Annotated in this window: 19 protein-coding genes; 5 read left to right on the top strand and 14 right to left on the bottom strand. The window is 69.5% G+C overall.

Annotation, left to right across the window (positions count from 1 at the left end; translation table 11 throughout):
• Positions 1–268: 268 nt before the first annotated feature.
• The 12 genes from DJ019_RS17120 to DJ019_RS21040 all read right to left on the bottom strand — a co-directional run bounded on the left by DJ019_RS17120 (position 269) and on the right by DJ019_RS21040 (position 9020).
• Positions 269–730, bottom strand: a complete 462-nt coding sequence (locus DJ019_RS17120) for a hypothetical protein (RefSeq protein ID WP_111277297.1) — start codon at positions 728–730, stop codon at positions 269–271.
• A complete protein-coding gene (locus tag DJ019_RS17115; protein ID WP_111277295.1) occupies positions 727–1137 on the bottom strand; it encodes a hypothetical protein in 411 nt (136 codons plus the stop codon). The genes DJ019_RS17120 and DJ019_RS17115 overlap by 4 nt, the downstream gene beginning before the upstream one ends.
• 113 nt (positions 1138–1250) lie before the next feature.
• On the bottom strand, positions 1251–1859 hold the full coding sequence (locus DJ019_RS17110; RefSeq protein ID WP_111277293.1) for a hypothetical protein: 609 nt from the start codon (positions 1857–1859) through the stop codon (positions 1251–1253).
• A complete protein-coding gene (locus tag DJ019_RS17105) occupies positions 1859–2668 on the bottom strand; it encodes a hypothetical protein (RefSeq protein ID WP_111277291.1) in 810 nt (269 codons plus the stop codon). The genes DJ019_RS17110 and DJ019_RS17105 overlap by 1 nt, the downstream gene beginning before the upstream one ends.
• A 163-nt stretch (positions 2669–2831) precedes the next feature.
• Positions 2832–3224 (bottom strand): hypothetical protein, encoded by a 393-nt coding sequence (locus DJ019_RS17100; RefSeq protein WP_133255326.1) that lies wholly within the window; start codon positions 3222–3224, stop codon positions 2832–2834.
• A 295-nt stretch (positions 3225–3519) separates the two neighbouring features.
• Positions 3520–5394 carry a portal protein gene (locus tag DJ019_RS17095; protein ID WP_205854196.1) on the bottom strand — a complete coding sequence of 625 codons (1875 nt, stop codon included), beginning with the start codon at positions 5392–5394 and terminating at the stop codon, positions 3520–3522.
• Between the two features lie 218 nt (positions 5395–5612).
• Positions 5613–6017, bottom strand: a complete 405-nt coding sequence (locus tag DJ019_RS17090; RefSeq protein WP_111277287.1) for a BlaI/MecI/CopY family transcriptional regulator — start codon at positions 6015–6017, stop codon at positions 5613–5615.
• 4 nt (positions 6018–6021) lie between these two features.
• Entirely contained in the window at positions 6022–6522 is a 501-nt protein-coding gene (locus DJ019_RS17085; protein ID WP_111277286.1) for a hypothetical protein, read from the bottom strand.
• A gap of 89 nt (positions 6523–6611) precedes the next feature.
• Complete coding sequence (locus tag DJ019_RS17080) at positions 6612–6869, bottom strand: GlsB/YeaQ/YmgE family stress response membrane protein (RefSeq protein WP_111277285.1); 258 nt, start codon at positions 6867–6869, stop codon at positions 6612–6614.
• A gap of 62 nt (positions 6870–6931) precedes the next feature.
• Positions 6932–7054 carry a hypothetical protein gene (locus tag DJ019_RS21585; RefSeq protein ID WP_276310035.1) on the bottom strand — a complete coding sequence of 41 codons (123 nt, stop codon included), beginning with the start codon at positions 7052–7054 and terminating at the stop codon, positions 6932–6934.
• Positions 7055–7147: 93 nt separating this feature from the next.
• Complete coding sequence (locus DJ019_RS17075) at positions 7148–8479, bottom strand: hypothetical protein (RefSeq protein WP_111277284.1); 1332 nt, start codon at positions 8477–8479, stop codon at positions 7148–7150.
• Positions 8469–9020 (bottom strand): terminase small subunit-like protein, encoded by a 552-nt coding sequence (locus DJ019_RS21040; protein WP_165844056.1) that lies wholly within the window; start codon positions 9018–9020, stop codon positions 8469–8471. The genes DJ019_RS17075 and DJ019_RS21040 overlap by 11 nt, the downstream gene beginning before the upstream one ends.
• Before the next feature lie 172 nt (positions 9021–9192).
• Here DJ019_RS21040 and DJ019_RS21035 point away from each other — a divergent pair, with 172 nt between their 5' ends.
• From DJ019_RS21035 to DJ019_RS17050, 5 genes are all read left to right on the top strand, one after another.
• On the top strand, positions 9193–9579 hold the full coding sequence (locus DJ019_RS21035) for a response regulator (protein ID WP_165844055.1): 387 nt from the start codon (positions 9193–9195) through the stop codon (positions 9577–9579).
• Between the two features lie 73 nt (positions 9580–9652).
• On the top strand, positions 9653–10930 hold the full coding sequence (locus DJ019_RS17060; protein WP_165844054.1) for an NRAMP family divalent metal transporter: 1278 nt from the start codon (positions 9653–9655) through the stop codon (positions 10928–10930).
• 8 nt (positions 10931–10938) lie between these two features.
• Positions 10939–11115 carry a hypothetical protein gene (locus DJ019_RS21030; RefSeq protein ID WP_165844053.1) on the top strand — a complete coding sequence of 59 codons (177 nt, stop codon included), beginning with the start codon at positions 10939–10941 and terminating at the stop codon, positions 11113–11115.
• Positions 11116–11267: 152 nt separating this feature from the next.
• On the top strand, positions 11268–11846 hold the full coding sequence (locus DJ019_RS17055) for a hypothetical protein (RefSeq protein WP_111277280.1): 579 nt from the start codon (positions 11268–11270) through the stop codon (positions 11844–11846).
• Positions 11843–12607, top strand: coding sequence for a cytochrome c3 family protein (locus DJ019_RS17050; protein ID WP_111277279.1), 765 nt, complete (start codon positions 11843–11845; stop codon positions 12605–12607). Before DJ019_RS17055 ends, DJ019_RS17050 begins: the two co-directional genes overlap by 4 nt.
• Here the strand turns inward: DJ019_RS17050 and DJ019_RS17045 are convergent.
• Together DJ019_RS17045 and DJ019_RS17040 are read right to left on the bottom strand one after the other, a co-directional pair.
• On the bottom strand, positions 12599–13216 hold the full coding sequence (locus DJ019_RS17045; RefSeq protein ID WP_111277278.1) for an HAD family hydrolase: 618 nt from the start codon (positions 13214–13216) through the stop codon (positions 12599–12601). The two genes, DJ019_RS17050 and DJ019_RS17045, sit on opposite strands and share 9 nt — an antisense overlap.
• 110 nt (positions 13217–13326) lie before the next feature.
• Positions 13327–13869, bottom strand: a complete 543-nt coding sequence (locus DJ019_RS17040; protein WP_205854195.1) for a DinB family protein — start codon at positions 13867–13869, stop codon at positions 13327–13329.
• Positions 13870–14255: the final 386 nt, after the last annotated feature.

Genomic DNA, 14255 nt, shown 5'->3' with positions numbered 1-14255 from the left:
CCGCGCACAGGCGTCCGAGCCGCGCCTGGGCGCGGGTGCTCGGTCGCGAGCCGGCCGGGCCGGCGGCGGCGGATGTCGGAAGGGCGCGACCCTGTCCCCGCGGGGCGGGAGGATCGGCCACGATCTGGGAGGCTCGAGCGCGGGTTGTCTCGCCGCGGAAGCTCGGCCCGAGACGTCGGCTCAGCTCATCGCTGGCGAAGGAAGATCGCCAATGACGTCAGGTCTGTAGAGGCTCCAGCTCAGGAGCGAGGGCGGGCCGCCGACGGCGTCAGTCGCCCTTCGGCATGACAGGACGCCAGTCCTGGAGCCTGATGTTCGGCGCGCCCTTCAGAAAATGGACGGCCCCGTCCAGGTGCTCGCGTCCCCGCAGGTTCCAGCCGGATGGAAAGCCGCTGGTGACATATCCCGCGGTGCTGCAGGCCACGCACGCGCCGTCTTGGTCGAGGACCCGCAGTTCGTAGGCGCCCTCTGGCAGGCTGGCCCGCTGCCAGAGGTCGTCGCATCCGCCGCGGCAAGCCTGTGAGAACAGGACCCCGTTGTCCGTCTTCAGCACCAGTTCGCGAACGCGGTGGGCGTCCAGGTCCGCGCCCGCGCCGATGATCTCGATCTCGTAGTCCGGCTGGTTGTTCGAAGCCCACTGGAAGATGGCCATGACGAGCAGGACGAAGCTGAGCCCGATCGCATAGCCCAGCCGAAACGCAGTCGGGCGAAGAATGGACTTCAGGTTCACGGCCGAGCCCCCTTCAAGTCCGCGATCTGCACCTCCACGGCGGCGGGCCCATTCCACCAGGGCGATAGCCGCGCCTTCAAGGCGGGCGCCTCGCAGACCACACAGCCGCCGTCGCGGCCATGGATCTCCACCCGGACCGGCGTATCGTTCTGGAACAGCAGGTCGTCGCAGGCCCCGCGACAGGTCTGGCCGGTGACGGTCGAGGCCCCCCGCCAGATGACCGTCGATCCGCCGGCGGCGGTGATCGCCTGGCCCTGCGGTCCCATGGGCAGATGGGGATTGTCTTCCCGCGTGACCAGGGAGACACGGCCGACAAGGTCGAGGCCGAACAGTCCGATCAGCGTCAGCGCCGGGAGCGTAGCCATGCCGGCCAGCAGGCCCAGGAACAGCCTGACACTTCCACGCAAACCACGAGCGATCCCGCCCCTGGCGGCGCTCAACTCTCGCTCTGACGGCATCACCACTCCACTCGTTTCATGGTTGAGCTTAGCAAGTCCGCCCGAGAACACAACAGGAACCATCAGCGGCGTGGAAGACCTTCCAGCCCGGCGGGCGGGAATCGGTAGAGCGGCCCGGTCGGCGTTTCCCTCACCCGGGTCTGGAGCCGGCCCGGGTCGATCTCGCCCCCGCGGACCGCCGCGCTCACGCCCTCGAGATTGTTTCGAAGGTCCATGCGGATCTCGTCGAGCGTCTGCCCCGGCGTCGGCGATTTCTCCCGGTGGGAGTACGGACCTCCATAGTCCCCGGTGGCGCGCTTGTGCTTCCGCAGACTGCCGACGAAGTTGTCCACCTCATGCCCTACGCCGGCGGCCGTGGCGAAGGCCGGTCCCGCCACCTCGGCGATGCGCTTCGAGGCACGGGCGTGCCGTAGGGCGTCGAAGTCGTTGTTGTGCGGACGCCCCATGCCGGCGGCCGCAGACTCCGCGAAAGAGCGGTTGATCTCCTCGTCCATGACCCGCTCCGCGAACGCCGTCTTGGCGCCTAGGTCCCACACCCGCCCCGCGCGCTGCTCCAGCGTCAGCGGCGAATCCGGCCGCCGATCGAAGAACCGCGCGAGCGTCCGCGTGTTGTCGACCAGCCTCCGCTGCGCCGCCGCCCGGAGGCCGTCGATCGGATTGCGCTCCGTCATCACCGCCCCCGCGCCAGTTGCTCGCCGCGGCGGCGCATCCACTCACGAGTGCCAAGCTCGTCGCGCACGCCGCCCGCTCCGGAACCGCCCCCGCCCACAGTGACCGCGGGCCGCAGCTCGCGCGCCGCGGCTTCCGCATCCCCCTGGCCAGCCTGATCGGCGCGCCAGGCTCTGTGCAGAACCTTCCACAGACGGGGGTCGGCCATCTGGGCCAACTCGTCCAGGGTCACACCGAACGCCTGGCCGTATTCCACAAGCTTGGCCGCCACCTCTGGCGACCAGCCCTCGATCTCCTCGCGCAGCTTCGCGCCCGTCGCCGCCATGGCCGCAGCAGATTCCCGCGCGGCCTCCAGCGCGCGTTGCTGGTCGTGGTGGGCGAGCGCATAGGCGAACCTCTCGCGCAGGGCCTCGGTTTCCTGGAAGGTCTCCCACAGCGCCTGCGCCCGGCGCGGTTCCTCGTGCGCCAGAAGCTCCCAGTCCAGCCCCTCGAACTCGTCCAGATGGCGATCCAGCGCCGCCAGCGTCGCCCGGTCGCTGGCCTCGCCATCCAGGCCGCGCCGATGGTCGGACAGCGCCTGCCGCTCGGCCTCCAGCGCCCGCCGGCCCTCGGCCAGCTCCTGCGTCTTGCGGGTATAGTCCGCCTGCCGCAGGAACGCGCCCTTGAGCGATGCCGGCAGCGCGTGGATCTCGCCGTCCACCTCCAGCTCGAAGGTTTCCGGCTCGGGCTGCAGCCCGTCGGTCTCGACGAACTGGGCCTCGTCCAGGCGCGCGTCGTCGCCGCCCGCCGCGAAGGGGTCGTGATCGGTCATGGATGTCCCTTGGGTCTGGCGCCGCGAGAGGTCGCAGCGCGGATGACGCGACGCCGCCGGCGCCGCGAGCAGGAGGCTGAAATCCTCCGGCAGCGAACAGATATTGAATGACTCTAAGGTCGAGAGGTGGATCCGGGGCCGTGCCCCGCCTTGGGCGAACGCCTCAGCCGCTGGTGGCGCGGCGTCGTTCGATTTCTCGTCGCCATGCGCCAAGCAGCACCGCCACGATCGATAGTGGCGCCCAAATCCCGGTCACGAAGCCCATGACGAGAGCCGACAGCATGCGCAGCGCCGTCCGCAAATCCTGCGATCCTGTGCTTGTGCCCAGCAACGCCACCCATGCCAGCGCCAGCACGACGAGCACGACGGAGCCGACAAGCCGCACCCCCTTCCAGACGCCATGCCGCCGACCAAAGAAGAATAGCGGCGCGCAGAGCGGCAGCGTCGGCAGGCCGAACATGAACAGCATCCGCACCCAGGTGACGTAGCTGCCGGGCTGGAGGCCCAACGACCAGACGGCGCCCGCAAGATAGCTCCAGAACGTGAACACGGTCACCGGCGGCTCACTCACTTGCGACGTTCCACACGCCTGCCTCGCGCAGCCATCCAGGCGTCGATTGGAAGACGATCATCCGGCCCGACCGTGCCCGGCTACGGTCTAGGACAGCACGCGGTCCAGCCTCGATCATCTCGGCTGGCAGAATTCCGGGAAGGCAGGACGGCATGCTGGTGGGCAACGCCAACCTCGACGCCTTCGCTCGCGGTGGCGTGCTTGGAAACAACTCTGGCCTCTTGCGGAAAGGCGCTTCGCTCATCCACAACTCCATCAGAACAGAACCCGAACGTCAAGTTCAGGTTGCGGCCGCCCCGCGCATCGCCTTCAGGCGGTTGGTCTCGGCCTCGAAGGCCTCGATCTCCAGCCGACGCGCGGCGTGCGATCGGTCCTGCTTCAGCGCCGCGACCTCGGCGCGCGCGGCGGCGAGCGCCTGGCCCAGCTGCGCGAGCTGCGCCTGGGCCGCCTGCCCCTCGGCGCGCTCGCCTCGCGCCTGCGGCGGCAACAGCGCGCCGAGTCGCTGGGCGATCTCGTCGGCGCCCGGCCAGTCCAGGTTCCGCGCCAGCAGGTCGCCGATGAGCGGCGCCGCGGCCGGATACGCCCGGATCAGCTCGATCATCTGGTTGGCCGCCTCTTCCCGGCGGCTCGTGAAGCTCGGTCCCGAGCGCACGGTCAGGTCGTACTTCCCCGCCGAGAGGTCGTAGATCGGGCCGATCGCCTTCAGCGCCTCGCCGCCCTGGCGTCCAGGCGCCACCCCGACCGACTGCGCCGCCCCGTCCGGCCCCAGCACGCGCACCACCCGCGCCGTCCCGTAGACCTTCGGGATCAGGTCCAAAAGGACGCGCCCGGCGTGGCGGATCGCGCGACTGAGGTTGTCGATGTAGTGGAAGGTCGAGACATCGCCTTCCCGCTGGCGCGCCATGATCGCCCGGCCCGAGGTCTCGTTCGACCGCGCCCCCAGGCTCGCATCGTAGAGGCCCATGATCGACTTCATGTCGTCCGAGGCGTTCATCGCCTCCTGCAGCGCCCCGGCCGGCACGCCGGCATAGCCCTGCCGCATCGGCGGCTCCGGCCCGTCGTATTCGATGTAGGCGTGGCTCTGGGTGTTGGCCGTGGCCCACTTCGCCGAGTCTGTGTCGAAAGCTCCCTTGCGGCCGATGAACGGCGTCCGCGGCGCGAGGGCCACCAGCTCGGTCGAGATCGAGCGCCAGTAGTTGAACATCCGCTGCGGGTCCTTGGCGTCGCGCACCAGGCTGCGCAGCCGGCGCCGGCCATCCACCATCAGTTCCTCGCCGTAGACGGGCACGATCGGGATGAACCGCCCCGCCCAGTCCACGGTCTCCAGCACCTCGGCGCCGCTCAGGATCCGCTGGGTCACCTTGTGCCCCGCCACCGTTCTAGGGCGGCCGACCACTTTCACGCCCAACGCGTCGAACATGGCCTTCTGCGCCTTGTATGCGCCCTCCTCGATGATCTGGCCGTCCGACAGCGCCAGGATCGTCCGGCTGGCCCGCTCACGCCGCCAGTATTCGGCGATGGTCACCCGCGGGCCGTCAGACTGTGGTCCGTCCGCACGCTCGCCGTTCCAGTCGGTTGCTTCGGCGCCCTTCCATCGCGCCTCGAACGCGGCGCGCGGCAGGCTGTCCACCACGAACGCGGTGTTCCAGTCGGCCGAGTCCGCCCCGACCGACTCCGGATCGCCGTAGATCGAGAAGGGGTTCGACACCCGCTCGACGACGATGTCCTGGTCGAAGCCGTCATCCGTCGCGTAGCGCGTGTTGATCCGGAAATAGCCGATCCCGGACGTCACCGCGAAGTCCAGCGCCGTGTCGTAGGCGACATCCGCATCCGAGCTCTGCTCGATGTGCCGGATCAGCCCGTTGAACACCTCCGCTGTCTCTGGATCGGCGCCGCTGTCGACCGGGTGGACCGCGATCGCCGGCTTGTTCTGGCGCGCATCGTTCACGACCTGGCGGATGAACGCCGGCAACCTGTTGATGGTCAGGCAAGGCCGCCCTTCCAGCTCGCGCTCGCGGCGGACGCGCTCGGGCCACTGCTCGCCTAGACGCGCGAAGCGCAGGTCGTCCAGCGCCTCGCGCCGGTTCTCCGCTTCGGCGTCGGCCGCCAGCGCGAACGCCTCGCGCGCCTCGGCCAGGATCTCGTCGTCTGACAATGGCAAAGCCCCATGACAAAAGGCCCGCGCGGGGGGCCCGGCGGGTGAACGCGACCGCGAGCGGTCGCCGCATGTCGAATCTTTCGGCGATCACTCGAGCGGCGCCGAGGACTGGTCCCCCGCCTCAGCGGGGCGCCTCAGGCGCAGTGATCAACCGTAGTGAAAACCTATCAAATTCGCGCGCGCCCGTCAAGAACAAAACGCGAACCATTTCGACCTCAGTCGTCTTCGGCCGCCTCCGCATCCAACTCGGCGACCAGCTTCCGCAGGCGGGCCAGATCCGTAGGGTCCATCCCCCGCTGCCGCGCGAAATGCGCCACCAGGGGCGCGATCTGGCCGCCGAACAGGCGATCCAGAAACCCCTGGCTCTCCGCTGTCACCCAGGCCTCGCGGCTCACCTTCGGCGTGTACAGCGCCAGACCGCCTCGCCGCTCGGACGCCACCGCGTCCTTGCGGATCAGCCGGTGGATCAGGGTCCGGACCGTCGTCTCGCTCCAGCCGTTGGCGGCGCCGGCGGCCGCGAGAATGTCTTCCACCCCCGCCCCGCCGCGTCCGGCCTCGGCCCCATCCCAGATCACCGCCATGACGCGGCTCTCCGCCTCGGAAATCCTCGGCTCCGTCATCCGCCTACGCGGCCGCGCGCCGGATCCGCGCCTCCAGATGCCGCTCGCATAGCACGCCGACGGTCGTCGCCAGCAGGCCCAGCATCACCGCCAGCGCGGCTTCGGCCCACCCGGGCGCCATGACCGTGATCGCCGGAGCCGGGCGTACATTGGCGATGCCGATGAAACCCCACAGCAGCACATAGGCCGCGGCCAGCGCGCCCAGCGGCGTTCCCCCGGCGCGGACGATCTTCAGCCGACCAAGCGCCGTGGCGAGCCCCGCCGCGTCGCCGCGCCCCACCTTTCCGAGGCTCATCGCCCAGATCGCCACGGCTCCAACCGCCGAAAGGATCAGGATGGCGAACACCGTCTTCATCTCCAGCGATGCGTCCGCAAAGACGTCGCCGAACGTCAGGCGCTCGCTGGCCGGGACCAGGCGGTAGGCGACCTCCTCGGCACGCGCCGCGCCCGCGGCCAGCACGAGGCCCGCCGCGGGCGCCAGGATCGTCATGAACTCGCGTCCCATCGGACGGCCTCCCAGTGTTGTTACGTGTGTAGCAAATCAAAACTACACACGTAACAAACCCTGTCAACCGGCCGATCAGCTACGCGCCGTCAGGCCCGGCCGCGCTGGAACAGGCCCAGCAGGAACAGCAGCAGGATCGCGCCCGCCGTGGCCACCACCAGGCTCGGGATCACGCCCGCGCCGGCGCTGAAGCCCAGCATGGTCGCCACGAAACTGCCGAGGAAAGCGCCCACCACGCCCACGATCAGATTGGTCAGCAGGCCATGGTTGCGCCGCATGACCTTCTCCGCGATCCAGCCGGCCACGATGCCGATGATGATCGCGCCGATAATTCCTACGCCATCCATTCGAGTGTCCTCCGTCTGCCTCGGCGACGGAAATGCGGAGGGCGGCGGCGGGTTGCACCGCTTCAGCGGATGTGCGGGTCCGACATCATGAGCTGCAGATAGAGGATCACCGCGATCGCGACCCCCACGCTCGTCATCGGGCGGGCCTCCACCAGGTCGATCAGCTGCCGCAAGAGGTCCGGCATGACGTCTCCAAAAGCCGCCCGCGTCCCCCGACAATTCCTTTTCGATTCAAGGCGGTTAACGCCTCTTAAGCCAAGACGATTAACTGCGCGCGCTCAGGCCATCCACGACAGCGTCCCGCCAGCCGAACGCGCCGAAGCTGGCGGCCTTGCAGGCGCCGCAGCCCGCCGGTTCAGCGCGAACTCGCCGAACGCGTCGGCGCCGTGGCTCGCGCGGTCGTGAAGCGGCCCGCCGAAACTCAGCGTCGCCCGGCTCCACCGCTTCCGGTACGCCCGCAGCCGCTCCAGGCCCGTGGCGCACCGCTCGGCGTCGAACCAGCAGATCGGGATCATCAGGCGCGCGGCGTTCACCCGCTCCTCGGGATCGGCCGCGGCGCCGACCTGGATGCGCGACAGTCCCAGCGATGTCAGCGTCTCGTACCGCGACCGGCCCGTCGCCAGCTCGCGCACCATCACATCGTGCGGCAGGTGATGCGTTCCCCACAGATAGGGCCGCTCCGCGATGGCGCGGCGCACGATCGCCGGCAGGCCCTCGCCGCTGGTCTCGAAGTAGTCGACCACCCGCACCTCCCGGCCAGCCTGCTGGAAGAACCAGATGGCGGTGTAGTCGTCGATGCCGAGATCCCAGGCCGTATCGACGGGCAGAGCGGGATCCACCGGCACGCCGCCGATCCGCCCCGCGCGTCCCGCCTCCCCCAGCAGGCTCGCGTAGTAGGCGCCGGGCGCGGCGGCGTCGAAGTCGACCAGGTACTCGCTGGCGAACCGCGCCTCGCCCTCCTCCACGCCCAGTTCGGCCACCAGCTCGGCCTTCTCGCGCGCAAGGTCATGCGGCTCGAAGACCGTGGTCTGCGTCGCCGGCGACTTCAGGCAGAACCAGCCATCCCGACCCGACCGGGCCTCGAACGCCCGCGTGGCATGGTTGCGGCCCCGGGGCGTCCAGAGGAACAGCGCCCAGCCGCGGTTCTCCACCAGGATTGGCCGCAGGTAGTCCCAGGCCTGCGGCTTGGCCAGCGACCATTCCGACAGCACCACGCCCCGCGGGGAGGCGCCCATCAGGCTGTTGTAGTTGTCCGATCCCACCACCTGCCAGATGGAGCCGTTGGTCAGCTCCAGCTTCATGTCTCCCTCGACGGCCCGGGCGACCATCGGCGGCGGAAACGCCTCGTCCACCCGACGTCGGCCGGTGTGCGGGTTCACCGCGTCCCAGATGGCCTTCCGTCCCTGCGCCGCCTCGGGCAGCAGGTGCCAGTAGATACCCGGGCAGGCCAGCGCCGACGCCGCCGTCCAGTGCAGCGCCACCTCGTCCTTGCCCCAGCGCCGGTGCGCCACCACGTCAGCCCGGCGGCAACCGTTCAGCAGGGCTTCCCAGAGCCCAGCCTGATAGCCGCGGGGCTTCCACTCGATCGGCAGCGCCAGTTCAGCCTTCATGGTCCAGGAAGCTCCCGTCCGGCAGGATCTCGCGGGCGAAGACCGACCCGTCCTCGCGCATCACCGGCGTGAAGGCCCGAATGCGCACCGAGATGGCGGAGACACCCGTCTTCCCGACCACCGCCTCCACCTTCGACCCATAGCGATGCGGCGCCGCCCTGGCCGCATGCCACATCAGTGTCGACACCCTGAGCTTGTCCGCCTGGACCGTCCCGGCCGTCGCGCCTTTCGCCACATCGAGAGCTTCGTCGGCGCGCGCGTCGGCCGCCATGTCCTTGGCGCGCGCGAGGGCGGCCCCGAAGTCCGGATGCTGGTCCCGCCACTGGTACAGGGCCGCATACGAGGGCATGCCGCGCGTGCCGCAGATCCTCGACCATGTTTCGCCCGCCGCGATCCGCGCGCAGATCGTCTCCCCCAGTTCGGGCGTGAACCCCACGCGCCGCTTCCTCGGGTGCTTCTGGACCGCCTGCTTGGAGGCCTCCGGCTTGGCGGCCTCCTTCCTGGGTCGCGCGGGCCGTGCGCGCCTCGACGTCTCTGTCATCGCCTCTCTCCTGCGTTCCGAGGGCGCTGGAACCTTCCCGCGCCCGTCTCCGTTCATGCTGACTTGGCGCCGCGCCGGCCGCCCCTTCGGGCCTGCCGTCGTCCGCCGCGACGTTCAGCCCCTGGCCGCTCTCCCCAACCGGCCAGGGGCCTTTGCTAGGAGGCGCAACGCCATGGGCAGGGTCCTGCTGGTCGAAGACGAACCGCTGGTGGCCGAACTGGTCCGCGAGACCCTCGAGGACGAAGGCCTCGACGTGCGCACCCTCCACTCGGGCCGCGACGCCCTGGGCTGTCTGGCGGCCGAGCCGCGCAGCTTCCAGGTGCTGGTGACCGACATCAATCTCGGCGACGGAGTCACCGGGTTCGACGTCGCCGCCGCCGCGCGCGCCGCCAACCCCGACGTTCGCGTGGTCTACGTCACTGGCCTGCCCAGCAACATCTACGCGGCCGAGGTCGAGGCGCTGATGTTCCCCAAGCCATTCGATCCGCTGGAACTGGCCGTCCAGGTCCGCGCCCTGGCGTGCGGCGACGGACCGCCGCGGGCCCAGGGCGGCTACTGACGCACGCCACAGGGGCGACCTGGCGCCGCAACGCCCTTGCGCGGGCGCCGGTGGTTGTGGCCTTGAGGGCCGCGTGAACCGCGTCGATCCAGCCTCCGGGGAACGCCAGCCCCTGCTCCGGCGCCTTGGCCCCGGGCTGATCACCGGCGCGGCCGACGATGATCCGAGCGGCATCGCGACCTACTCCCAGGCCGGCGCCCAGTTCGGGCTGAACATGCTCTGGACCGTCGCCTTCACCTATCCGCTGATGGTGGCGATCCAGCTCATCAGCGCCCGCATCGGCCGCGTCACCGGCGCGGGTCTCGGAGCCAACCTGCGGCGGGTCTTTCCCGCCCCGGTCGTCGCGGTGCTGGTCGCGCTCCTCTTCGTGGCCAACACCATCAACATCGGCGCCGACATCGCCGCCATGGGCGCGGCCGCCCAGTTGATGACCGGCTGGAGCGCCGCCGCCTTCACCGTCGTCTTCGCCCTGGGCTCGCTCGGCCTGCAGCTCTTCGTGCCCTACCACCGCTACGTCCGGCTGCTGAAATGGCTGACCCTGGCGCTGTTCGCCTACGTCGGGGTGGTCTTCACGGTCCATATCGACTGGCCGAGGGTCGTCGCCCGCACCCTGTCGCCGCAGATCGAGCTCACCGGCCCGGCCCTCACCGTCATCGTCGCGGTCTTCGGCACCACCATCAGCCCCTATCTCTTCTTCTGGCAGAGCTCGGAGGAGGTGGAGGAACTGGAGGCCAACCACGGCGCCGACCTGCTGCATGAGTCCGCCCCGCGCGCCGAACAGGAACTGGCCCGCATCCGCTGGGACACCTTCACCGGCATGGCCTTCTCCAACCTGGTGGCGTTCTTCATCATCCTGACCACGGCCGTGACGCTGCACGAGGCCGGCGTCACCGACATTCAGACCTCCGCCCAGGCCGCCGAGGCGCTTCGACCTATCGCCGGCCCACTGGCCTTCGCCCTCTTCGCCCTCGGCATCATCGGCACAGGCTTCCTGGCGGTGCCCGTCCTCGCCGGTTCGGCCGCCTACGCCATCGGCGAGGCCCGCGGCTGGAAGACCGGCCTGGAGTATTCGCCCAGGGACGCCGGGGCCTTCTATGCCGTGATCGTCGCCGCCATGCTGCTGGCCATCGGCGTCGTCTTTTCGCCCCTGGATCCGATCCGCATCCTGTTCTGGAGCGCCGTGCTCAACGGCGTGATCTCGGTGCCGATCATGGCCGCCATGATGATCGTCGCCAGCCGCCGCCAGGAGATGGGCCGCTACGTCGCCACCACCGGCCAGCGCCTGTTCGGCTGGACCGCCACCGGCGTCATGGCCCTCGCCGTCGCCGCCATGTTCGCCTTCATGCTATAGGGTCCGCCATGGCGATCGGGCTCTACAGGGAAACGGACGGCTGGGGCACGGAAGACAGCGCCCGCGTGCGCTTCCCCGACGGCTCAGAGCTGGACGTGCCCCGCTCCGAATACGACGCCGCCTGCCACGAGCCCCCCTTCGACGAACTCCCCACCCGCACGGAGTACGAAGCGCACCACGCATGAGGGGGCTCCCTCGGCTTCGGCGCCGCGGGTGTCCACAGTGATCTGGGTCAAGGCGCTGGTCCGAGTCTGGCGGCATGTCGAAGCGGCGCCTGCCTGGGGCGCATGTCGTGAGCTGCGGAGCACAAGGGAATGACCGCCGAGCGCGTGAGGAGATGAGATCCAGCGTCTTCCTGCGCGAGGTTCTCCCGTTCTTCCTGTCGCTGATGGCGCTGATCGCCACGACGCTCCTCGTCGACGCGGGCCTGCATCTGCTCGACGCCGTCTGGATCGGCCGCTACCTCGGCATTCCGGGCGTCATCCTGATCCTGGTCTCGTTCGGCCACTCCCTGCGCAAGCGCGGGGTGATCCACAGCGGAAACCCCGTCTTCCTGCTGCGCCTGCACGAATGGCTGGCCTGGGCGGGCTCCCTGCTCGTGCTGGTCCATGCCGGCGTGCACTTCAACGCCGTCTTGGCCTGGCTCGCCCTCGCCGCCATGCTGGTCAACATCAGTAGCGGACTGACCGGCAAGTTCCTGCTCCGCCGGGCCCAGGCGTGGCTCAAGGCCGCCCGCGCCGAGCTGAAGGACGAGGGGCTCTCCGACGCGGACATCAAGGCGCGCCTCCATCGGGACAGCCTCACCGTCGACCTCGTTCGGCAGTGGCGGAAGATCCACCTGCCGATCTCGCTCGCCTTCGCCGTCCTGGCGCTGGCCCACATCGTCGCCGTGTTCATCTTCTGGGGCTGGAAATGACGCCGCGCTGGGTCTGGATCGTGCTGGGCGCAGCGCTGGCCGCCATCCTCGCGCTCGCCGTCATCTTTCCCCACCAGATGGTCAGTCCGGGCGACCTGCAGCCCGCCCACGCGAGCCTGCAGCAGGATTGTTTCGCCTGCCACGACGCCTTTCGCGGCGCCGCGCCTGAGCGTTGCGTCAAATGCCACGCCGTCGCCGACATCGGCCGCCGCACCACCAAGGGCGCGCCGATCGCCTGGTCGCGCATCCCGCCCTTCCACGAAGCGCTGCTCCAGCAGAACTGCATGGCCTGCCACACCGATCACCCGCGTCCCCGCCTGACGCGCAACCTGACCCTGGCCTTCGACCACCAGCTCCTGAAGCCCGAGCTGCGGGCCCGCTGCGCCACCTGCCACACCCCGCCCAAGGACGATCTGCACCGCGGCGTCACCGGGTCCTGCGCCCAGTGCCACGCCACCACCGCCTGGAAGCCCGCCAGCTTCGATCACGACCGCTACTTCAGCCTCGCCTCGCCCCACGACACGACCTGCTCGACCTGCCACACGGGCGGCGCCTACCGCGCCTACACCTGCTACGGTTGCCACGAGCACCAGCCCGCCCGCATCGAGGCCGAACACCGCGAGGAAGGCGTCCGCGGCGACATCCAGGACTGCGCCCGCTGCCACCGCAGCGCCGACGAACACGAAGCCGGCGAGCGCCGCGGCCGGCGCTCCGGCGGCGACGATGACGATGGCTTACCTGTCGGCGTAACTCTACGGTAGATGCGCCAGGCCAAGGCGCTGGAGAACGACCGGAATCGTCTCGGCGGAGGAGGCGAAATGGAGCGCCCCGAGCCCCGCGGCCTCCGCTCCCGCGACATTTGAAGGCCGATCGTCGACGAACAGGCAGTCCCCCGGCGCACATCCGAGTCGCTCGCACGTTCGCCGATAGATCAGCGGATCGGGCTTCGACATCCCTTCCTCGGCCGAGATCACGATCACCGAGAACCAGCGCTCCAGCCCATGTCGCGCCACAAGGGTCTCTCGCGTCTTCGGGCCTGAATTGGTGAGCAGCGCCAGGGGCAGCTTCCCCGCCATCCGGTCCAGCGCGAGCCGCCAGCGCGGGCAGACCCGCTCGTCGGCGGCCAGCGCCTCGAGCAGGTCGGGCAGCCCGGACGGCGCGATCCCGCACGCCGCGCACAGTCTGGCCTCGATCTCGGCTTCGGTCCGACCGCCTTCCCAGCCGGGCCCGATCGCCTCGACGAGAATCCGGTCGAGCTGACCCTGCCCCAACCCGTGAGCCCGCTCCCAGGCGCTGCGCGCGTCCCGCGTCGGCGTCTCGATGAGCACCCCGCCGACGTCCAGGATCAACGCTCCGAATTCCGTCGCCATTTGTCCCCCTCTTTCCTCCCCGCTCACCAGACTTGCGCGACCGGGCAACCGATCAGATGGGCCTGCACGCGCTCACAAAACACCTCAGGTTGCCCGCTGGCGCTCGCCTCTCAGGGCGTCAGCTGCGCAGCTCGTTCTGAGATGAGCAGATAGGCCAGGTCGAGCGGCAGGAATTCATAGCCCAGCAGCGAGATGGCAGCGGTGATCTGGCCCCGGTGATGGGTGGCATGATTGAAGACGTGGAGCAGCGTCGCCGCCGTGGGGAGTGTCCGCGGCTGCCCGGTCGTCATGACGTAGTGGAGGTCGCCAGCCAGGTCGCCTTCGCTGACACCTTCAAGATAGTCGGACCACTGCGCGGCCGCCTCGATCAGCCCGGAGGCCAGACGGCGCCGATCACGCTCGAGCTCAGCATCCAGGGGCAGGCTTGGCGAGCGGCCGCTGGCAAACCTGGGAAACCAGATCTCACGGTCGGTCAGGAGCAGGTGGTTCAGGGTGCCGTGGATGGAACCGAAGAAGAGCCCGCAGGGACGCCTGTAGTCGTCTTCCGGCAGAGCCTCGAGCGAAGACAGGAGGCGCTCCGTTGCCCAGACATGATGCCGGGCCATCTGATCCAGCAGGCTTCTCGCCGCAATCGTCATCGCATCCCCCGCCATCGCACAAGCGCCTGTAGGCTGACCATGGCTGGCGCCCTGTGCAAGCAGCCAAGGTTGCGACGCCCGCTCGCCACCCTCTCCCCTCTCGACGCTCGCCCGGGGCCGAGGAGGCGAAACGTGAGCCAAGGGTAACACCCCGGGATTGCCGCCCGAGCTCAGAGCGGACCTGGTGCGAGTGTCCGGCTCCTGGCGAAGAACCCATGACGGTGTTCGACCCTTAGCGGTCCTTTTCAGCTCGCAATGTCCCTGTTCGTCCTTCACCTCCCCCGCGAAGCGGCGGGAGCAACCATGTTTCAGGTGGCCGGGTGAGCGAGCCAGGGTTGGCCGCGGCTGAGGATGAGGTTGGCGGCTTCGATGAGCTTTCGCATGACGGCGACGGTGACGAG

Origin of the sequence: Phenylobacterium kunshanense (genome assembly GCF_003254525.1) — a bacterium.
Classification (GTDB): domain Bacteria; phylum Pseudomonadota; class Alphaproteobacteria; order Caulobacterales; family Caulobacteraceae; genus Phenylobacterium; species Phenylobacterium kunshanense.
This window is presented reverse-complemented; position numbering and strand designations above follow the sequence as displayed.